This is a genomic window from Sphingopyxis macrogoltabida (assembly GCF_001314325.1).
GTDB lineage: Bacteria > Pseudomonadota > Alphaproteobacteria > Sphingomonadales > Sphingomonadaceae > Sphingopyxis > Sphingopyxis macrogoltabida.
Genome location: NZ_CP009429.1, coordinates 62,501 through 81,874, shown reverse-complemented (window position 1 = coordinate 81,874; position 19,374 = coordinate 62,501). Strand labels below are relative to the sequence as shown.

Below are 19,374 nucleotides of genomic sequence, written 5' to 3'. Positions count from 1 at the left end.
CGGCGCACGCCTAGGGGAGCCGCGTCTTTCCCGTCAGCCGAGGCACCTCCCAAATGACCGACCTGATTCCCGTCCGCCGCGCATTGCTGTCCGTCAGTGACAAGGCGGGGCTCGTCGAGCTTGCCGCCGCGCTCGTCCGTCACGGCGTCGAGCTGGTGTCGACCGGCGGCACCGCGAAGGCGCTGCGCGAGGCGGGGCACAATGTCCTCGACGTGTCGGACCTCACCGGCTTCCCCGAAATGATGGACGGCCGCGTCAAGACGCTGCACCCGACGGTCCACGGCGGCATCCTCGCGGTGCGCGACGACGCGGCGCATGTCGCATCGATGGAAGAACATGGGATCGGCAGCATCGATCTGGTGGTCGTCAACCTCTACCCGTTCCTCCAGACCGTGATGAGCGGCGCCGATCGCGACACGATCATCGAGAATATCGACATCGGCGGTCCCGCGATGGTGCGCTCGTCGGCGAAGAACCACGCCTTCGTCGGCATCGTCACCGAGCCCGAGGATTATGCTGCCGTCATCGCCGAGATGGACGCCAATGGCGGCGCGACCACGCTGGCGCTGCGCAAGCGGCTCGCCGCAACCGCCTTTGCGCACACCGCGACCTATGACGGGATGATCGCGAGCTGGTTCGCCTTCGCCGATCAGGGCAAGCTGTTCCCCGACACGCTGCCGCTGACCGCCAAGCTGTCGACCGAACTGCGTTATGGCGAGAATCCGCATCAGAAGGCGGCGCTCTACCTTCCCGCCGGTCCTGCCGCGCGCGGCATCGCGCAGGCCGAGCAGGTGCAGGGCAAGGAGCTCAGCTACAACAATATCAACGACGCCGACGCCGCGCTCGAACTGGTCGCCGAATTCCGCGAGGCTGACCCGACCTGCGTGATCGTCAAGCACGCCAACCCGTGCGGCGTCGCGAGCGCCGCGACGATCGCCGAGGCCTATGACGCGGCGCTGAAGTGCGACGATGTCTCGGCATTCGGCGGCATCATCGCGGTCAACCGGCCGCTCGACGGCGCGACCGCCGAACTGATCAGCGGGATCTTCACCGAAGTGGTCTGCGCGCCCGACGCCGATGCCGATGCACGCGCGGTGTTCGCGAAGAAGAAGAATCTCCGCCTGCTGCTGACCGGCGAACTGCCCGATCCGGCGCGCGGCGGGCTGATGATGAAGACGATCGCCGGCGGCTGGCTCGCGCAGAGCCGCGACAATGGCCGCATCACCCGCGCCGACCTGAAGGTCGTCACCGACCGCGCGCCGACCGAGGAAGAGCTGACCGACGCGCTGTTTGCGTGGACGATCGCCAAGCACGTCAAATCGAACGCGATCGTCTATGCCAAGGGCGGCGCGACCGCCGGCATCGGCGCCGGCCAGATGAACCGCCGCGACAGCGCGCGTATTGCGGCAGTGAAAGCGCGCGAAGCGGCGGAATCGCATGGCTGGGCAGAGCCGCGCACCGTCGGCAGCGCGGTCGCGAGCGACGCCTTCTTCCCCTTCGCCGACGGCCTGCTGGCCGCGGTCGAAGCGGGCGCGACCTGCGTCATCCAGCCGGGCGGCTCGATCCGCGACGACGAGGTGATCGCGGCGGCGAACAAGGCCGGGCTGGCGATGGTGTTTACCGGCATGCGGCATTTCCGGCATTAAATAATCGTCGCCCCCGCGCAGGCGGGGGCCGCTGTCGGTTTAAGCAGCGATGTAGGAACAGGCCGCTAGCGGCCCCCGCCTGCGCGGGGGCGACGGGCTTGGCTATCGACTTCCCGTAATGCCCCCGGCATAGATGCGCCCGCGTGAACTCTCGCACCAAAGGACCAGCATGACCGAAATCGTCCGCAAGCCATCGATCATCCAGCGGCTCTACAACTGGACGATGGAGAAATCGGCGCACCCGCACGCCGAGTTCTGGCTGGCGCTGGTGTCCTTCGTCGAGGCGAGCTTCTTTCCGATTCCGCCGCACCCGCTGCTCGGGCTGATGTGCCTCGCCAACCCGAAAAAGGCGGTGCGCTATGCGATCATCTGTACGCTCGCGTCGGTCGCGGGTGGCATCTTCGGTTATGGAATCGGCTTCTTCCTTTATGAGAGCGTCGGGCTGTGGCTGCTCGGGGTGCTCGGGCTGACCGATGCCTTTCCGCCGGCCGCCTGTTATCTGCGGCAGTATGGTGCCGAGATCATCCTGATCAAGGGTGCGACGCCGATCCCCTTCAAGCTGCTGACGATCACCGCCGGCTTCATCCACATGAATTTCTGGACCTTCCTGTGGGCGAGCCTCGCCAGCCGGGCCTTTTCCTTCATGCTCGTCGGCATATTGTTCCGGTTGTTCGGGGCGCCGATCAAGGCGTTCATCGACAAATATCTGATCTGGGTCACCGGCGCGTTTGTCGTCGCCGTCGTCGCGGGCTTCCTCGCCATCGGTGCGCTGTCGGGCGACAAGGGCGAAAAGAAGGTCGACAAATGCAGCGGCGCGACGCTGGAGAGCATCGGGCTGGACCGGGCGTAGGAATAAACCGTCGCCCCCGCGAAGGCGGGGGCCGCTGGCAGCCTTGCCCTGCCCCGCCGCGTAAACCGACGGCGGCCCCCGCCTTCGCGGGGGCGACGGTGTTTACTCGTTCGCCGCCGTATGCAGCCAGTCAGCGTGACGCGGCGCCTTCTTGGTCCGGCTCCATTCCTCGAGCATCAGCGGCGCGACGCGCTTCAGCTCGGCATATTGTTCGTCGGTGCCGATGTCGCACGCCAGTTCGACGCGGTGGCCGTTGGGGTCGAAGAAATAGATCGACTTGAAGATGCCGTGATGCGTCGGACCGAGCACGTCGATGCCGTTCGCCTCCAGATGCGCCTTCGCCTGGACCAGTTCGTCATAGCTGCCGACCTTGAACGCCAGATGCTGCACCCATTGCGGCGTATTCTCGTCGCGTCCCATGTCGGGCTGGTTGGGCAGCTCGAAAAAGGCGAGGATGTTGCCGTTCCCCGCATCGAGGAAGACGTGCATATAGGGATCATATTCGCCGGTCGACGGCACATGATCCTCGGCAAAGGCGGTCGTGTAGGTCATGCCGAGCATGCGCTCGTACCACTCTACCGTCGTCTTCGCGTCCTTGCAGCGATAGGCGGCGTGATGGACGCCCCCCAGTTTGATCGGGCTGGTCATTCGGCCGGCTCCGCTTCGACATTGAGCGCGCCGCGGCGGATCTGGTCCATTTCGAGCGACTTGAACAGCGCGGTGAAATTGCCCTCGCCGAAGCCCTCATCCTTCTTGCGCTGGATGAACTCGAAGAAGACCGGACCGATCACCGTCTGCCCGAAAATCTGGAGCAGCAAGCGCGGGTCGCCCTCGGTCGTCGATCCGTCGAGCAGGATGCCGCGCGACTGGAGTTCATCGACCGGCTCGCCATGGCCGGGCAGGCGATCGGCAAGCATCTCGTAATAGGTCGCCGGCGGCGACGGCGCGAACGGGTTGCCGAGCGCGGCGAGATTGTCCCACGACGCGTAAAGATCGTCGCAGCTGAACGCGATATGCTGGATGCCCTCGCCATTATAGGCGCGCAGATATTCCTCGATCTGGCCGCCGCCGCCCGCGCCCTCTTCGTTGAGCGGAATGCGGATCTTGCCGTCGGGGGCGGTCATCGCCTTCGAGGTCAGGCCGGTATATTCGCCCTTGATGTCGAAATAGCGGATTTCGCGGAAGCCGGCGATCCGCTCGTAGAACGCGGCCCAATGCGCCATGCGGCCGCCATAGACATTGTGCGTCAGGTGATCGATGACCTTGAGCCCGGCGCCCACCGGGTTCCGATCGACACCCTCTTCATAGACGAAATCGATGTCGTAGATGCTGAGGTCGTCGCCATAACGGTCGATCAGATAGATGATCGAGCCGCCGATGCCGCGGATCGCGGGCAGCTGCAATTCCATCGGCCCCGCCTTGACCTCGACCGGCTCGGCGCCGCGCGCCAGCGCTTCCGAATAGGCCTTCGCGGCATCACGGACGCGCCATCCCATGCCGCACGCCGACGGGCCATGCTCGGCGGCGAAATAGGCGGCGGGCGATTTGGGTTCGTAATTGGCGATCAAGTTGATCCCGCCCTGCCGCCACAGCTCGACATCCTTCGACCGGTGCCGCGCAATGCGGGTGAAGCCCATCCGTTCGAACACGGGTTCGAGCATGCCCTTTTCCGGCGCCGAAAATTCGACGAATTCAAAGCCGTCGAGACCCAGCGGATTGTCGAACAGGTCGGCCATTTTGCATTCCCCATATAGTTTCAATTGAAACTAGTATGATGGATTGCGGTGCGGGAGTCAATGCGCGACCACGCAGCATGAACGTCGCCCCCGCGAAGGCGGGGGCCGCTGGCGGTTTGCACAGTCATGAAGAGAAAGGCCGACGGCGGCCGCGTCCAGAGGCACGTGACTCTGGTCGCCCCTCGCGGGGGGGACGGGCAAGGCTAAGCGGCCGTTTCCTCTATCGCCTCGAGCGCTTCCATCCACGCCGCCTCGATGCGCTCCAGTTCCGCCGCGACCTTGCCGCGGCGCTGGGCAAGGTCGCCCATCGTCAGTTTTGCGAGCGCCGGATCGGCGCTGGCGGGATCGAACATCGCGCGGTCGATCGCCGACATCTGCTTGTTCAGCTTTTCGGCCTGCGCTTCGAGATCCTTCGCCGACTTGCGGAGCACCGCCTGCGCCTCGCGCGCCTTGGCGGCTTCCTGCCGCGCCAGCTTGGCGTCTTTCGACTTTGCCGGGCCGCCCTTCGTATCGTCGTTCGCGGCCGAGCCTTTGCCCGTTCCCTGGCCGAGGATGAAGGCGACATAATCGTCCATGCTGCCGTCGAAATCGCGCGCGGTGCCGTTGTCGACGAGCACCAGCCGGTCGGCGGTGAGTTCGAGCATGTGGCGATCGTGGCTGACGATCAGCACCGCGCCGTCGAAGCCGTTCAGCGCCTGCACCAGCGCCTCGCGCGCATCGACGTCGAGGTGGTTGGTCGGTTCGTCGAGGATCAGCAGGTGCGGCGCCTCGCGCGTGATCAGCGCGAGCGCGAGCCGCGCGCGCTCGCCGCCCGACAGCTTGCCGACCTCGGTCGTCGCCTTGTTGCCGGTAAAGCCGAAGCGCCCCAATTGCGCGCGCACCGCGCCCGGCGTCTTGCCCGTCATCACGCGCGTCATATGGCCGAGCGGCGTGTCGCTGCCGTCGAGCTCCTCGACCTGATATTGGGTGAAATAGCCGACGCGCATCTTGCCCGACGCCGCCATCGCGCCGTCCATCGGGGCGAGCTGTGCCGCGAGCAGCCGCGCGAGCGTCGTCTTGCCGTTGCCGTTGCGCCCGAGCAGCGCGATACGGTCGTCGGGATCGATGCGCAGGTTCAGCCGGGTCAGGATCGGCGCGCCCGGCGTATAGCCGACGCTGGCAAGGTCGAGCGTGATCAGCGGCGGCTTCAGTTCGTCGGGGCTCGGGAAATCGAAGGTCAGGCTCGGGTCCTCGGCGACGGCGGCAATCGGCTGCATTTTCGCCAATTGCTTGGCGCGTGACTGCGCCTGCTTCGCGGTCGAGGCGCGCGCGCTGTTGCGCGCGACATAATCCTGGAGCTTGGCGCGCTGCGCATCCTGCGCCGCCTTCGCCGCCGCAAGCTGCGCAAGGCGTTCCGCGCGCTGGCGCTCGAAATCATTATAGCCGCCGGCATAGAGGGTTACCTTCCCGCCCTCGAGGTGCAGGATATGGTCGACGACATTGTTCAGCAGGTCGCGCTCGTGGCTGATCACGACGAGCTGGCCGGGATAGGCCTTGAGGAAGCTTTCGAGCCACATCGTCGCTTCGAGGTCGAGGTGGTTCGACGGCTCGTCGAGCAGCAGCAGGTCGGGGTTCGAGAAGAGCAACGCCGCGAGCGCGACGCGCATCTTCCACCCGCCCGAAAAACTGTCGAGCGGCTGGCCCTGCATCTCCTCGTCGAAGCCGAGTCCGATCAGGATGCGCGCGGCGCGGGCTGGCGCGGTGTAGGCGTCGATCGCGATCAGCCGTTCGTGGATATCGCCGAGCCGGTCGGGGTCGGTCACCGTCTCGGATTGATGGAGCAGCTCCGCCCGCTCGGTATCGGCGGCAAGCACGGTGTCGAACGGCGTTGCGGTGCCGCTCGGCGCTTCCTGCGCGATATAGCCGACGCGCGTCTTGCGCGGCATTTCGATGCCGCCCTCGTCGGCTTCGAGCTGACCGATCATCACCTTCATCAAGGTCGATTTGCCCGCGCCGTTGCGGCCGATGAGCCCGACGCGGCTCTTCGGCGGCAGACTCGCAGTCGCGCGGTCGAGGATGGTGCGCCCGCCAAGGCGCACGGTGAGGCCGTTGATCGTCAGCATGGCGCGGGCCCCTAGCACGACCGGGCGCGAAGCCCAAGTGCCAGCGTCAGTCGGTATCGGTCTCGATCGGCCGCGCCGCAAGGCCCGGCGCGGGATCGCCATAAAGCGCGCGGCGGAACGCGTCGCCGTCGAGCGCCTTTTCCCACTTGGCGACGACGATCGCCGCGAGGGCATTGCCGACGAAATTGGTGAGCGCGCGGCACTCGCTCATGAAACGGTCGATGCCGAGAATCAGCGCGAGGCCGGCGACCGGGACCGACGGCACCACCGACAAGGTCGCGGCGAGGGTGATGAAGCCCGCGCCGGTTACCCCGGCCGCGCCCTTCGAACTCACCATCGCGACAAGCAGCAGCGCGATCTGGTCGCCAAGCGACAGGTCGACATTGGTCGCCTGCGCTACGAACAGCGCCGCGAGCGTCATATAGATATTGGTGCCGTCGAGGTTGAAGCTGTAGCCGGTCGGCACGACCATGCCGACGACGGGCTTGGCACAGCCCGCGCGTTCGAGCTTTTCCATCAGGCTCGGCAGCGCCGCTTCGGAAGACGACGTCCCCAGCACGAGCAGCAGCTCGGCCTTGAGATACGCGATCAGGCGAAAGATCGAAAAGCCCGCGAGCCGCGCCATCGCACCGAGGACGACGATCACGAAGAACAGCGAGGTCAGGTAAAAGGTCGCGATCAGCGCCCCCAGATTGGCCAGCGATTCGACGCCATATTTGCCGATCGTGAACGCCATCGCGCCGAACGCCCCGATCGGCGCGAAGCGCATCAGCATCGCGACGAGGCGGAAGAAAACAACCGACAGCTTTTCGAGCATCCCCAGCACCTGCGCACCCGCCTCGCCGGTGTGCGACAGCGCGATGCCGAACAGGATCGCGACGAACAGCGCCTGCAGGATCGATCCCGAAGTCAGCGCGGAGACGAAGGTGGTCGGGATGATCGCGAGGAGGAAACCGGTCAGCGTCGCCTCATGTGCCTTCTCCTGATATTCGGCGACCGCACCGGCATCGAGCGTCGCCGGGTCGATGTTCATCCCCGCCCCGGGCTGCACCAGATTGGCGACGATCAGCCCGACGATCAGCGCAAGCGTCGAGAAGAAGAGGAAATAGGCGAAGGTCTTTACCGTCAACCGGCCGAGGGTCTTGGCCTCGCCGACCGAGGCGATACCGGTTGCGACGGTCAGGAAAATCACCGGCGCGATGATCATCTTGACGAGGTTGATGAACCCGTCGCCGAGCGGTTTGAGGGCGACGCCCACATCGGGGAAATAATGGCCGAGCATCACGCCGGCGAAAATCGCGGTCAGCACCTGCACATAAAGATGCGTCCACCAGGCCCCGCGGGGTGCGGCATCGCGCGGAGTGCCCAAATTCGTTACAGCCGCCATCGATATCCCCCGTTCGGCATGGCAAAGCCGCCGCGCCGGATCAGCCTTCTAGCCAAGAAGCGAACGGCCGAAAATCATCCTTTACGCATGAGGCTGCTCGCAAATTGGACATTATGGGCGCGCCAGCTACTATACGGCATGGGATCGACCGCATGACCGATACCGCGCCGCCCGCGGCCGCGACGGATGCCGGCAAGCCCGGCCCGCTGGGCCGCTGGTTCGGCATCGCGCTGTGGAAGCGGATCATGGCGGCGCTCGTCCTCGGCGCCATCGTCGGCCTGCTGTGGGGCGAAGGCGCAACGTCGATCGCGTGGATCGGCGAATTGTTCGTGCGGCTGATCCGTATGCTCGTCGTCCCGCTCGTCTTCCTCACCATCGCATCGGGGGTCGCGGCGCTCGCCGACCCCAAACGGCTTGGCAGCATCGGGATCAAGACGCTGGCGATGTATGTGTTCACGACATCGCTCGCGGTCACCACCGGGCTGGTCGTCGCGACGCTGATCGCACCGGGCGCGGGAGCAAGCTTTGCCGGCGCGGTGCCGAAGGCGCTGACCGAGCCGCAGGACCCGGCGCGGATGTTCATCGAGATCGTGCCCGACAATCCGATCGGGGCGATGGCGAACGGTGCGACGCTGTCGATCATCTTTTTCGCTATCGTCGTCGGCGCGGGCGTCATCGCGGCGGGCAAGGAGGCCGAGCCGGTGCGCCGTCTGCTCACCAGCGGTACCGCGGTGATGCTGCGCATCGTCGGTTTCGTGATGGAGACCGCGCCGTTCGGCGTTTTCGCGCTGATCGCGGTGATGATGGGGACGACCGGCCCGTCGAGCTTCCTCGCTATCTTCAAGCTCGCGCTTTGCGTGCTGACTGGCGCCACGATCGTCACGCTGGTGATCCATGGCGGCATCGTCGTCCGCCTGCTCGCCTGGCTGCCGCCGCTCCCCTTCTTCCGCGGTATCGCCGACGCGATCATGGTCGGTTTTTCGACCTCGTCGAGTTCGGCCGCGCTGCCCGTCGCGATCCGCGTCGCCGAGCGCAATCTCGGTGTCTCGCCGCCCGTCGCCTCGACCGTGCTGCCGCTCGGCGCGACCATCGGCATGGACGGTGCCGCGATGTATGTTGCGATGCTGACCTTGTTTTCGGCGCAGGCCTTCGGCCTCGACCTCAGCCTCGCCGATTATCTGGTGATCGCGGGCACAACGACGATCGTCGCGATGGGGGTCGCGCCGGTGCCGTCGGGATCGCTGTTCGTGCTCGCCGCGGTGCTGCACGCGATCGGCATCACCCCCGAGCAGACGGCGCTCGTCGTCGGCTTCATCCTCCCCTTCGACCGCATCCTCGACATGATCCGCACCGTTCCCAACGTCACCTGCGACCTGTCGATCGCGACGGCGGTGGCGCGCTGGGAAAAGGAAATCGACGTCGACGAATATCTTTCCGCCAGGGATGTGTAGAACCCCCGTTGATGACCGACCTCGCCCCCTTCCATATCGCCTTCCCGGTCCACGACCTCGCCGCCGCGCGCCATTTCTACAGCACCGTCCTCGGCTGTCCCGAGGGGCGCAGCAGCGCTGAATGGATCGATTTCAACCTCTATGGTCATCAGATCGTCGCACATCGTGTCGCGTCGGCGGCATCAGTCGCCGGGCATAATCCTGTCGACGGCCATGACGTTCCCGTCCCGCATTTCGGCGTCGTCCTGCCGCCCGCCGAATGGCAGGCGCTGGCGGAGCGGCTGCGGGCGCACGGCGTGGCATTCGTCATCGAACCGCACACGCGCTTCGCCGGCGAAGCGGGCGAGCAGTCGACGATGTTCTTCCACGATCCATCGGGCAATGCGCTGGAGTTCAAGGCCTTCGCCGACCTCGGCCAGCTATTCGCAAAATAGGCGGCGGCGCTAGTGCGACGCGCCCATCGACACCTGCTTGGGTAGCGGCGCGCACCACACCGAGATTGCGGCGATCACGAAAACGACACCTGCCGCGAGGAACAGGTGGAGCACGCCGATCGTCGAGGCCTGCACCTCGACCATCCGTTCGATCGCCGATCGCGCCTGTTCGAGCGTCAGCCCGGCGCTCTGCAGCCGGTCCATCGCGCCGCCGGGATCGTTGAGCGACGACACCATTTCGGACCGCGACGTCCGGCTCGCATCGTCCCAGGCGGTGGTCGCGACCGCGGTCCCGATCGCGCCGCTCAGCGTGCGCAGGAAACTCATCAGCCCCGCCGCCGACGTCTGGTCCCTGGCGGGGACGCTGCTCAGCGCCAGCGCGGTCAGCCCGACGAAGAAAAAGGGCATGCCCATGCCCTGCAACAGGTGCGGCAGCGCCAGTGTCCAGTAATCGACATCGGCATTCCAGCTTGCGCGCAGGATCGATACGAACGCCATCCACATGATGCCGGCGCTGATCGAGATGCGGATGTCGATCTTGCCGATCAGCCCCGCGGCCACCGGCGACAACAGCACCGCGAAGACGCCGATCCACGCGACGATGAACCCAGTCTCGGTCGCGGTATAGCCCGCGACCTGCTGCAGCCACAAAGGCGTCAGCACGACCTGCGAAAAGAAGGCGCCGAATCCCAGCGATATCGCGATCGTCGCGAAACTGAATCCCCGGAACCGGAAGACGCGCAAATCGACCACCGGATTGGCATCGGTCAACTCCCAGATGACGAAGGCGGCAAAGCTGATCGCAGCGACGATCGCCAGCATGATGATCCACGCCGAACCGAACCAGTCATGCTCGCGGCCGGTGTCGAGCATGATCTGGAAGGCGCCGACCGAGACGACGAGCAGGACCAGCCCGACGATGTCGATCCGCGCCTTGTCGCGTTTGGTCTCGAACGCGCCGAGCATGCTGCCGACCCCGAAGGCGCAGATCGCGACGACGGGCAGGTTGATGAAGAAAATCCACGGCCAGCTCCAGTTGTCGCTGATCAGCCCGCCGAGGATGGGGCCGAGGATCGGCGCGGTCGTCGTCGTCATCGCCCAGATGGCAAGGCCGACGCCGGCCTTCTCCTTCGGGAAGATGCGCAGCAGCAGGATCTGCGACAGCGGCATCAGCGGCCCGCCCGACAATCCTTGCAGGACGCGAAAGAGGATGAGCGCGTCGAGCGTGCGCGAGATACCGCACAGGAAGGAAAAGAGCCCGAAACCGACGATCGAGATCAGGAACCAGCGCACGGTGCCGAAGCGCATCGCGAGCCAGCCGGTCAGCGGCACCGCGATCGCATCGGCCACCGCATAGCTGGTGATCACCCATGTTCCCTGCGTCGGCGACACGGCCAGCCCGCCGGCGATGTGCGGGACCGACACGTTGGCGATCGTCGTGTCGAGCACGACGACGAAATTGGCGAGCGCCAGCGCGAACGCCGCGGCGATCAGCCGCATGCCGCTCAGCGGTTGCGGCTCGGCCGGGACGCTCGCGGCGGTTGCGGGGGCGGCGGCGCTGGCCATTACCGGCTCAGTTTCCGCGCGTGTCGATCGTCGCTTCCATCGACAGGCCGACGCGAAGCGGATGCGCTTTCAGTTCCTTGGCATCGAGCGCGATACGCACCGGCAGCCGCTGCACCACCTTCACCCAATTGCCCGTCGCATTTTGCGCGGGAATCAGCGAGAAGGCCGCACCGGTGCCGCCGGCGATGCCGGTCACCTTGCCGCGATAGACGACATCGCCGCCATAATAGTCGGACACCAGCTCGACCGGCTGGCCGATGCGGATGCGCTTGAACTGGCTTTCCTTGAAATTGGCGTCGACATAGGCGGTTGCGATCGGAACGATGACCATGATCGGCGCGCCTGCCGCGATCCGCTGCCCCACCTGCACCTGGCGGTTCGTGACGATGCCGTCGACGGGCGCACGGATCACCGTCCGCGCGAGGTCGAGCTGCGCCTTTTCGAGCCGCGCCTCCGCCGCCGCGACGTCGGGGGCGGTTTCGATCGTCGTGCCGCGCACCACCGCCTCGGCCGCGCCGAGATCGCCGCTTGCCGAACCGCGCGTCGCCTCGGCCGACGCAATGCCGGCGGCGGCAAGGTCGCGCGCCGCCTGCGCCTGCGTCAGTGCGGCGCGTGCGGCGGTCAATTCCTCGCCCGACACGGCGCCGGTCCCGGCGATGCTGTTGCGCCGCGCAAATTCGGCCTGCGCCCGCGCAACCGACGCATCGGCGTCACGGAGCCGCGCTCGCGCCTGCGCGATTTCGGCGCCGCGGGCGCTGACCCTCGCCCGCGCGGCGTCGGCGGTCGCGCTCGCCTGCCCGTAACGCTGGCGCGCCTGACGCAGCGCCGCCTCGGCATCGGCGACCGCGATCCGCTGGTCGGCATCGTCGAGGATGACGAGGATATCGCCCTTCTTCACCGACTGGGTACCGCTGACGCGCACGTCCCTGACCGGCCCCGAAACAAGCGCGGTCACCGTCGCCGAATCGGCACCGACATAGGCATTGTCGGTCGACACGCGGCCCGCCTGCGTCAGGAAGTACCAGATGCCCCACAAGGCCGCGATCGTGATCACCACGATGGCGAGGATGCGCAGCAACTTCTTGCGCTTCGCCAACCGTTCGCCATTCGCTTCGGCGCTGTCGGGAGCGTCTTGGGGAGTCGGGGATGCGGCCGCAGCCGTGTCTTCGGCCATCGTCATTCTCCTGTGGGGGTTTGGGCGCGATATCCGCCGCCAAGGGCGCGGATCAGGGCGATGTCGAGCGTCCGCTGCCGCGCCTCGAGGTCGGTGACCGAGCGGCTCAGCGCCACCATGCTGTCTTCGGCGGTCAGTTGCGCAAGCTGGTTCGACAGGCCGGCGCGATAGCGGAGCCCGGCCAGGTTCGCCGCCTCCGACGCCGCGCGGAGCGCCTCCCGGCGGTCGGCAAGCTGGCGCACCGTCGCCGCACGGCTGGCGACGATGTCGGCGACGTCGCGCAGCGCCGCGACGAGCGTGCCGTCATAGCTCGCCACCGCGATGTCATAATCGGCGCGCGCGCCGCGATAGCGGCCCTGCAAGCGCCCGCTGTCGAAGATCGGCAGGCTGATCGCGGCGCCGCCATTGCCATATTTCGACCCGCCGTCGAACAGGTTCGACAGCCCGAGCGACTGGAAACCGACCAGCGCCGAAAGGCTGATGTTGGGATAGAAGTCGGCGCGCGCGACGTCGATACGCTTGGCCGCGGCTTCGGCGCGCAACCGCGCCGCGACGATATCGGGGCGGCGGCCGATCAGGTCGATGCCCGCCGCGGGCGGCAAGGCGCCGGCGGGGACGGCAAGCTGCGGGCGCGCGATCGCCTGTCCGCGGTCGGGGCCGGCGCCGACCAGCGCGGCGAGCCGGTTGCGGGTCAGCGCGATCGCTTCCTCGAGCGCGACGATATCGCCGCGCGCGGCGGCGGCGCGGCTTTCTGCTTGCCGCTGGCTCGCCATATTGTCGAGCCCGGCGCGGGTGCGGTCGGTGGACAGACCGGCGCTCGCGCCGCGGATACGCAGCGCCTCGTTGGCGACGTCGAGCGCCTCATAATAGCCGGCAAGGTCGGCGTAAGCCGATGCGATGCCCGTGGTCAGCATCAATCGCGCCTGCGCCGCATCGACGCGCGCCGCTTCGGCATCTGAGGTCGCCGCCGCCAACGCCGCGCGATTGCGGCCCCACAGATCGAGGTCGAAGGAAAAGGTCCCGGCGACATGGCCGGTGTCCTGGATTCCTTCGGGCACGAATTGCGGCGGGATGCCCATCGTCTTGCTTTGCTGGACCCCGCCCGCACTCGCTTCGGCGCCGACGCGCGGGCCGAGCGCAGCCCCTGCCTGCTGCGCAAGGGCATCGGCAGCGCGGACGCGCGCGGCGGCAACCGCGATGTCGGGCGAGCCTTTCAGTCCCTCGTCGATCAGGCGGTCGAGACCGGGGCCGCCAAAACCCTGCCACCAGCCCTCAACCGGCCAGGCGCCGTCCGCTTCGGCGAAACTCGCCGATGTCGCAAAGGATTCGGCGGCGGCGGGAGCGGGCTTCGGACCGAGATCGGGAACGCTCGCGCAAGCCGAAAGCAAGCCGAAAACCGCTATGGAGGGGAGAAGTCGATAAGGCATGGCTTCCAACGATACTAGCTGGTATCATGCGCCAATGAACCTCGGAGAATGCGTTGTCAATCGAAATGATACCAGACAGTACGGCACCCCTCGACGACGCGGCGGCGGCGCGGCGCAAGGCCTTCGTCGACGCAGCCCGCGAACTGTTTTTCGCGAACGGCTATGCGGGCACGACGATGTCGTCGATCGCCAGCAAGGTGGGCGGGTCGAAGACGACGCTCTGGACCTATTTTCCCTCGAAGGAGGATCTGTTCGCCGCGGTCGTCGATGACATTGTTGCGCAATATGGCGACGCGCTCGCGATCGATTTGCCGCTCGACGAGCCGGTGCGCGATGTCCTCCGCGCGTTCGGCAATGTGCTTATGACAAAGCTGACGGCGACGCCGCTGCTGTCGCTCTATCGACTCGTCATCGGCGAAGCGGAGCGTTTCCCCCACCTTTCCGAGACGTTTTATTCCCGCGGGCCGCGCCGCGGCAAGGCGCGCGCCGCGGTCTGGGTCGCCGAAAAAATGGCGCGCGGCGAGATCCGGATGGGCGATCCGATGCGCGCGGTGAACCAGTTTGCCGGGCTGTGCCAGTCGGGCCTCTATCAATTCGCGGTGCTCGGCCTGCGCGAAGGCCGCGACCTTAGCCGGCTGCACGAGGATATCGATGCCGCCGTCGATACCTTTTACCGCGCCTGGTGTCCGATCGGGAGCGAAGCGACCTAGCCGAAACCGCGCCGCTTCGTTCGCTCAGTCCGGAACATTGCTTGCCTTCGTCGCTTCGGGAACCGGTCCGTCGACCTTCGCGGTCCGCAGCGCGACGATCCCGACACCGACGATCGCGATAAAGCCGCCGAGCATCATCAGCGGGGTGACCGGGGTGCCGAACCACGCCGCAGCCGCGGCGACCGAAACGACCGGCGTCGGGATCGTGAAGGGCACGATCACCGACACATCGTGCCGCTGCAGCAGCCAGGCCATGGCGCCATGCCCGAGGATCGTCGAAACGACCGCGGCATAGGCGACCCAGCCGAACGCCGAGAGCGGCAGGTCGGGGATTGCCGCAAAGCCCGCGGGATCGCCGATCAGCGTTGCCGGCACCATCGCGAGGCTGCCCATCGCACCGACCCAGGCGGTGATCGTCAGCACCGGCACGCCATTCAACCCGCGCTGGATCAAGGCACCGAACGCCCAGATCAGGCTGGCGAGCGCGGTCACCAATATGCCGTAGATTTCCTTGCCCGCCTCGGGATCGAAGACGAGCAACGCGACGCCCGACAGGGCGAGTATGATGCCCATGATCCGCCGCCAGTGAATCCGCTCTTTCAGGATCAGCACCGCGAGAATCAGCGAAAAGGGGACGCCGAGCTGGCCGGCGATCGCCAGCGCGCCGACATTGTCGGCGACCGCGAGCGACCAGCTCACCGCAAGATAGAAGCAGGCGCCCGACAACAGCCCGAAGCCGGTCAGGGCGAGCATACGCCCGGGAACGATGCGCAGGAAGGGAAGGCAGACGACCAGTACGATCAACTGGCGCAGCATCGCCGACGGCAGCGCGCCCGCTTCGCCGACGATGATCTTCATCGCGATGATATTGAAACCCCATGCGAAAATCATCGCGACGGCGACGGCGGTGTCCAGCGGTCCGAGAGGGGTTCGCAAGCGATTCATCGGGCGCGCATAGCGTGCGAAACGAGCGACGTCATGGTCTAGATGCCCGAAACAGGGCGAGCGCGCCCGCACCGGCCACAAAAAACCCGCCATCCCTTGCGGGCGGCGGGTTCTTGTTGGTTGCGGGAGCAGGATTTGGACGATGCAGTACAATTCTGCGCGTCGCTGCCTAGTCTCTCGCACGACCGAAATGGGGTGGAAAGCTGACGAAGAAATCGTTGATGAGCGTTGCTACCGGCGTCTAATACTGTCCGATGATCCAATACTATCCGATCGAAAACTGCGCGCCATGGACGGACGCTGACGGGGCCGACCTTTTGTCATTCAATTGGCAGAGCGGGACCGCAGAGTTTGCGATAGTCGGAGACAGCCGAACCATGGTCGTGAGTTTTCCCGATTGCCCGGTTATAGTGCGGATGTTGGACGAATTTCCGTTGAGCACGGAAAGCGACCCCAAAGACTGGGTTGGCCTGATTCCGCATCATTTTGGGTCGCGTCCGTCAAGGTGGTGTAATTTCGGCTGTGGCCGTGGGCCATCGTCAGGCGGCTTTGGCGGTGATGTGTAGGGGCTGATTTTCCTCCTCGATCATGGGTTGGTTGAGTTCGGCCATGCCTTCGATCTGCATGTATCGGTGCTGGAGCTGCCACTCGTCGTTCTGCTCCATCAGCACAGCCCCGACGAGGCGGATGATGCTGTCTTCGTTCGGGAAGATTCCGACGACGTCGGCGCGGCGCTTGACCTCCTTGTTGAGCCGCTCGAGCGGATTGGTTGAGTGTAACTTCGTGCGGTGCTGGGTGGGAAAGCCGGTGTAGGCGAGCACGTCGGTTTCGGCCTCGTCCATGCAGGCGCCGAGCTTGGGCCAACGGGTGCGCAACTGGTCGGCGACCTGTCGCCAGACCTGCGTTGCGCTTTTCTGATCGGGCTGCAGGAAGACCTGGCGGATCGCGGCGGCGACGACAGTGTTCTGGCCCTTGGGCACATAGGACAGGGCATTGCGCATGAAGTGCACCCGGCAGCGCTGCCAGGTGGCGCCCATGACGCGGGTGATCGCGCCCTTGAGGCCCTCGTGAGCATCGGAGATGACCAGCTTCACGCCGGTAAGACCGCGCCGAACAAGGTCCTTCAGGAAGTCGGACCAGAAGACCTCCGCTTCCGAGGGGCCGATATGCAGGCCGACGATCTCGCGCCGGCCCTCGGTGTTGACGGCCATGGCGATTATTGCGGCAACGCTGATGATCCGCCCGCCTTCGCGTACCTTGAGATAGGTGGCATCGAGCCAGAGATACGGCCATTCGCCGGTGAGCGGGCGTTTCAGAAAGGCATGGACGCGCTCGTCAATGTCCTTGCAAAGCTTGGAGACGGTGGACTTGGAGATGCCGGTCATGCCCATGGCCTGGACGAGTTCATCGACCCGCCGGGTGCTGACCCCGCCGATCCACGCTTCCTGGATCACCGCAACCAGCGCTTTCTCGACCATCTTGCGGGGCTCAAGGAAGCCCGGAAAGTAGGACCCAGCACGCAGCTTGGGGATTTTCAGGTTCAGCGTGCCTACCCGGGTATCCAGCGAACGGTCGCGATAGCCGTTGCGCCAGGTCGCGCGCTCGCTGCTGCGTTCGTGGCGACCCGCGCCGATCAGGCCATCAACGTCGGCCTCCATGATCAGCTGCAGCACGTTCTCGGCGATGGTGCGCAAAAAATCCGGTTGGCCGCCCTTCGCAGCAAGCTCTTCGATCAGTAATCTGTCCTCGGTCATCGGGAACTCCTCTTCGTCACGGTTGAAGTGTGCAAACTCCACCATAACGATGAACCCGGTGGCCACCAGCGACGCCGCATTCCGGGGTGGGGCATGCCCCACCCCGGAATACACCATCGCCTACACCGGAAATTACACCACGAGCGCGGACGCTAACTCATTTTGCATATCGCGTAGAGGGCGATCCGCTTTATGGCGCGCAATCGGAAGCTTGGCGTCTCGTTGAAGGATCTCCCACGCACTATCGGTTCATGACGGGCGCTGGGTGCCTCGATGTCATAACTTGCGGCGAGCCACATTTCGCTCTCATAAATAACTGACGTCCGCAACCGGTCGTTTGCTGCCATTCGTGCCGATCTGGGTCGAACGACCGGAATCGACCGATTGCTGACATCAGCTTTTCGAATAATACTAACAGTATGAAGCTGCGTCTCATTCCTCTGCTAACTGGACTTCTGTCGCTTGTTGGGTGCGCAAATCCAAATCGACCCATCGAGACGAAAGCTGGTAACCTCTCACAAGCGCAGGTCGATGCAATCGTTGAACGATGTGGCGGAACTTCGCGTATGGCTGTAATTGAGGGGGATACGCTGACAATTAGACCTGCGTCCGATTTGACGGTCACAGGGTGCGTGCTCAAAGCTTTGCACGCTACAGGGGAGACCTCGCTGCCCGCCGTAGACAATCAGCGCTATGAGACGCCGGAACGGCGCTGACGCGCGTCCGCTAACCACCCCATTGGTGTCGTTTGTCGCCGATCTGATCACGATGTCAGAAAAGGCCGGTTGCGGGCATCAGCCTTCGCGCATGCACTCGCCGACTATAGGCTCAAGTAAACCCTCATCGTAAGCACCATAATCTTTAAAGGCGCCGCGCTCAGAAGCCTTCTTGACAATGCAGCCGCACAGTTGACGTCGCGCCGACGAGTTGGGTTCCAGCTTAACCGCTTTCGCTTCGCACGCCTCGATGCGTGCGCTTTCAGTGCTACTCGAAGCGTCCAGGGCCTCAAGCTCACCGCTAGTGCCTGACGCGTTCCAGAGGATCAGTGGGATGCCCACAATTACGAAGAGGAGGCCAAAGCCCTTTGGTGCCTGCGTGCCGATCATGGTTGGGTGATCGCAGATAAACGTAATTGGATAGTAAACTCTACGATGTCCGCTTCCCACCCCATTTCGGACGTTCCCGACAGCGACTGAGACAGTCAAAGTCTCAAGGCAACAAAAAGCCCGCTAACTCATTGAGAAAGCGGGCTAAATTGTGGTTGCGGGAGCAGGATTTGAACCTGCGACCTTCAGGTTATGAGCCTGACGAGCTACCGGGCTGCTCCATCCCGCGTCAACCAGTTCGCGACGCCGTTTCCGGGGCCGCTAAAACAGCAAAAGGCCGGCATCGCTGCCGGCCTCTAACTTTGTGAATGGGTTTCCGTTTCGACCTTACGTCGGCTGCAATGCCTGGCGACGTCCTACTCTTCCAACGCTTAAGCGGTAGTACCATCGGCGCTGTCAGGTTTCACGGCCGAGTTCGAGATGGGATCGGGTGGGTCACTGACGCCATGGTCACCAAGCAATGAAGCCGGCGTAGGGTCAAAAAGGGTTTCAATCGATATCCGTGCAATACTGTCTGATCAATCATCCGCTACAAGCGAACAAACCGGTCAGGCTTGTCGTTGATGGCGGGACTCTTAAGTGCGAATAGAGCAATTAGTATCGGTTAGCTCCACGCGTTACCGCGCTTCTACATCCGATCTATCAACGTGGTGGTCTTCCACGGCTCTAAGAAATCTTATCTTGAGGGAGGCTTCCCGCTTAGATGCTTTCAGCGGTTATCCCGTCCATACATAGCTACCCTGCTGCGCGGCTGGCGCCACGACAGGTACACCAGAGGTATGTTCAACCCGGTCCTCTCGTACTAGGGTCAACTCCTCTCAAATTTCGACGCCCACGGCAGATAGGGACCAAACTGTCTCACGACGTTCTGAACCCAGCTCACGTACCACTTTAATTGGCGAACAGCCAAACCCTTGGGACCTGCTCCAGCCCCAGGATGTGATGAGCCGACATCGAGGTGCCAAACGATTCCGTCGATATGAGCTCTTGGGAATCATCAGCCTGTTATCCCCGGCGTACCTTTTATCCGTTGAGCGATGGCCCTTCCACTCGGGACCACCGGATCACTATGACCGACTTTCGTCT

At 64.8% G+C, this 19,374-nt stretch carries 15 protein-coding genes, 1 tRNA gene and 2 rRNA genes (1 of these 18 running past the window's edge); 5 read left to right on the top strand and 13 right to left on the bottom strand.

Features of this window, described 5'->3' with window-relative positions:
* Nucleotides 1–53: 53 nt before the first annotated feature.
* Nucleotides 54–1,646 (top strand): bifunctional phosphoribosylaminoimidazolecarboxamide formyltransferase/IMP cyclohydrolase, encoded by a 1,593-nt coding sequence (purH, locus tag LH19_RS00420; RefSeq protein WP_054723938.1) that lies wholly within the window; start codon nucleotides 54–56, stop codon nucleotides 1,644–1,646.
* Nucleotides 1,647–1,842: 196 nt separating this feature from the next.
* On the top strand, nucleotides 1,843–2,496 hold the full coding sequence (locus tag LH19_RS00415; RefSeq protein WP_054732767.1) for a YqaA family protein: 654 nt from the start codon (nucleotides 1,843–1,845) through the stop codon (nucleotides 2,494–2,496).
* 102 nt (nucleotides 2,497–2,598) lie between these two features.
* Here LH19_RS00415 and LH19_RS00410 read toward each other — a convergent pair whose 3' ends face one another.
* From LH19_RS00410 to LH19_RS00395, 4 genes are all read right to left on the bottom strand, one after another.
* On the bottom strand, nucleotides 2,599–3,144 hold the full coding sequence (locus LH19_RS00410) for a VOC family protein (RefSeq protein ID WP_054723936.1): 546 nt from the start codon (nucleotides 3,142–3,144) through the stop codon (nucleotides 2,599–2,601).
* Complete coding sequence (hppD, locus tag LH19_RS00405; RefSeq protein ID WP_054723934.1) at nucleotides 3,141–4,232, bottom strand: 4-hydroxyphenylpyruvate dioxygenase; 1,092 nt, start codon at nucleotides 4,230–4,232, stop codon at nucleotides 3,141–3,143. The genes LH19_RS00410 and hppD overlap by 4 nt, the downstream gene beginning before the upstream one ends.
* A 203-nt stretch (nucleotides 4,233–4,435) precedes the next feature.
* A complete protein-coding gene (locus tag LH19_RS00400; protein WP_054723933.1) occupies nucleotides 4,436–6,334 on the bottom strand; it encodes an ATP-binding cassette domain-containing protein in 1,899 nt (632 codons plus the stop codon).
* A gap of 46 nt (nucleotides 6,335–6,380) precedes the next feature.
* Nucleotides 6,381–7,721, bottom strand: coding sequence for a dicarboxylate/amino acid:cation symporter (locus LH19_RS00395; protein ID WP_054723931.1), 1,341 nt, complete (start codon nucleotides 7,719–7,721; stop codon nucleotides 6,381–6,383).
* Between the two features lie 152 nt (nucleotides 7,722–7,873).
* On the opposite strand from LH19_RS00395, the gene LH19_RS00390 reads away from it, so the two are divergent.
* Both LH19_RS00390 and LH19_RS00385 read left to right on the top strand, forming a co-directional pair.
* Nucleotides 7,874–9,172, top strand: a complete 1,299-nt coding sequence (locus LH19_RS00390; protein ID WP_201258401.1) for a dicarboxylate/amino acid:cation symporter — start codon at nucleotides 7,874–7,876, stop codon at nucleotides 9,170–9,172.
* An 11-nt stretch (nucleotides 9,173–9,183) separates the two neighbouring features.
* Complete coding sequence (locus tag LH19_RS00385) at nucleotides 9,184–9,606, top strand: VOC family protein (RefSeq protein ID WP_054723929.1); 423 nt, start codon at nucleotides 9,184–9,186, stop codon at nucleotides 9,604–9,606.
* 9 nt (nucleotides 9,607–9,615) lie between these two features.
* On the opposite strand, the gene LH19_RS00380 is transcribed toward LH19_RS00385, so the two are convergent.
* The 3 genes from LH19_RS00380 to LH19_RS00370 are packed head-to-tail and all read right to left on the bottom strand — an operon-like array spanning nucleotide 9,616 to nucleotide 13,773.
* Complete coding sequence (locus tag LH19_RS00380; protein WP_054723927.1) at nucleotides 9,616–11,172, bottom strand: DHA2 family efflux MFS transporter permease subunit; 1,557 nt, start codon at nucleotides 11,170–11,172, stop codon at nucleotides 9,616–9,618.
* A 7-nt stretch (nucleotides 11,173–11,179) separates the two neighbouring features.
* Complete coding sequence (locus LH19_RS00375) at nucleotides 11,180–12,352, bottom strand: HlyD family efflux transporter periplasmic adaptor subunit (RefSeq protein WP_082395353.1); 1,173 nt, start codon at nucleotides 12,350–12,352, stop codon at nucleotides 11,180–11,182.
* Nucleotides 12,349–13,773: an efflux transporter outer membrane subunit gene (locus LH19_RS00370; RefSeq protein WP_054723923.1), complete on the bottom strand. Its 1,425-nt coding sequence runs from the start codon at nucleotides 13,771–13,773 to the stop codon at nucleotides 12,349–12,351. The genes LH19_RS00375 and LH19_RS00370 overlap by 4 nt, the downstream gene beginning before the upstream one ends.
* Nucleotides 13,774–13,826: 53 nt before the next feature.
* On the opposite strand from LH19_RS00370, the gene LH19_RS00365 reads away from it, so the two are divergent.
* Complete coding sequence (locus LH19_RS00365; protein WP_054723920.1) at nucleotides 13,827–14,483, top strand: TetR/AcrR family transcriptional regulator; 657 nt, start codon at nucleotides 13,827–13,829, stop codon at nucleotides 14,481–14,483.
* 24 nt (nucleotides 14,484–14,507) lie between these two features.
* On the opposite strand, the gene LH19_RS00360 is transcribed toward LH19_RS00365, so the two are convergent.
* From LH19_RS00360 to LH19_RS00335, 6 genes are all read right to left on the bottom strand, one after another.
* A complete protein-coding gene (locus LH19_RS00360; protein ID WP_054723918.1) occupies nucleotides 14,508–15,428 on the bottom strand; it encodes a DMT family transporter in 921 nt (306 codons plus the stop codon).
* A gap of 539 nt (nucleotides 15,429–15,967) precedes the next feature.
* Nucleotides 15,968–17,182: an IS256-like element ISSpma2 family transposase gene (locus LH19_RS00355; protein ID WP_006954973.1), complete on the bottom strand. Its 1,215-nt coding sequence runs from the start codon at nucleotides 17,180–17,182 to the stop codon at nucleotides 15,968–15,970.
* A gap of 794 nt (nucleotides 17,183–17,976) precedes the next feature.
* Nucleotides 17,977–18,288 (bottom strand): hypothetical protein, encoded by a 312-nt coding sequence (locus LH19_RS00350; RefSeq protein WP_054723916.1) that lies wholly within the window; start codon nucleotides 18,286–18,288, stop codon nucleotides 17,977–17,979.
* A gap of 152 nt (nucleotides 18,289–18,440) precedes the next feature.
* Nucleotides 18,441–18,517, bottom strand: a tRNA-Met gene (locus LH19_RS00345).
* Between the two features lie 114 nt (nucleotides 18,518–18,631).
* Nucleotides 18,632–18,746, bottom strand: a 5S ribosomal RNA gene (gene rrf / locus LH19_RS00340).
* 117 nt (nucleotides 18,747–18,863) lie between these two features.
* Nucleotides 18,864–19,374 (bottom strand): 23S ribosomal RNA (locus tag LH19_RS00335); it runs 2,280 nt beyond the window's last position.

Bases quoted from the DNA above. Each gene is read 5' to 3' on its own strand.
- LH19_RS00400 (WP_054723933.1), bottom strand. From the start codon at position 6,334: ATGCTGACGATCAACGGCCTCACCGTGCGCCTTGGCGGGCGCACCATC.
- LH19_RS00410 (WP_054723936.1), bottom strand. From the start codon at position 3,144: ATGACCAGCCCGATCAAACTGGGGGGCGTCCATCACGCCGCCTATCGC.
- LH19_RS00350 (WP_054723916.1), bottom strand. From the start codon at position 18,288: ATGATCGGCACGCAGGCACCAAAGGGCTTTGGCCTCCTCTTCGTAATT.
- LH19_RS00390 (WP_201258401.1), top strand. From the start codon at position 7,874: ATGACCGATACCGCGCCGCCCGCGGCCGCGACGGATGCCGGCAAGCCC.
- LH19_RS00385 (WP_054723929.1), top strand. From the start codon at position 9,184: ATGACCGACCTCGCCCCCTTCCATATCGCCTTCCCGGTCCACGACCTC.
- LH19_RS00395 (WP_054723931.1), bottom strand. From the start codon at position 7,721: ATGGCGGCTGTAACGAATTTGGGCACTCCGCGCGATGCCGCACCCCGC.
- LH19_RS00375 (WP_082395353.1), bottom strand. From the start codon at position 12,352: ATGACGATGGCCGAAGACACGGCTGCGGCCGCATCCCCGACTCCCCAA.
- LH19_RS00370 (WP_054723923.1), bottom strand. From the start codon at position 13,773: ATGCCTTATCGACTTCTCCCCTCCATAGCGGTTTTCGGCTTGCTTTCG.
- purH (WP_054723938.1), top strand. From the start codon at position 54: ATGACCGACCTGATTCCCGTCCGCCGCGCATTGCTGTCCGTCAGTGAC.
- LH19_RS00355 (WP_006954973.1), bottom strand. From the start codon at position 17,182: ATGACCGAGGACAGATTACTGATCGAAGAGCTTGCTGCGAAGGGCGGC.
- LH19_RS00360 (WP_054723918.1), bottom strand. From the start codon at position 15,428: ATGAATCGCTTGCGAACCCCTCTCGGACCGCTGGACACCGCCGTCGCC.
- LH19_RS00380 (WP_054723927.1), bottom strand. From the start codon at position 11,172: ATGGCCAGCGCCGCCGCCCCCGCAACCGCCGCGAGCGTCCCGGCCGAG.
- hppD (WP_054723934.1), bottom strand. From the start codon at position 4,232: ATGGCCGACCTGTTCGACAATCCGCTGGGTCTCGACGGCTTTGAATTC.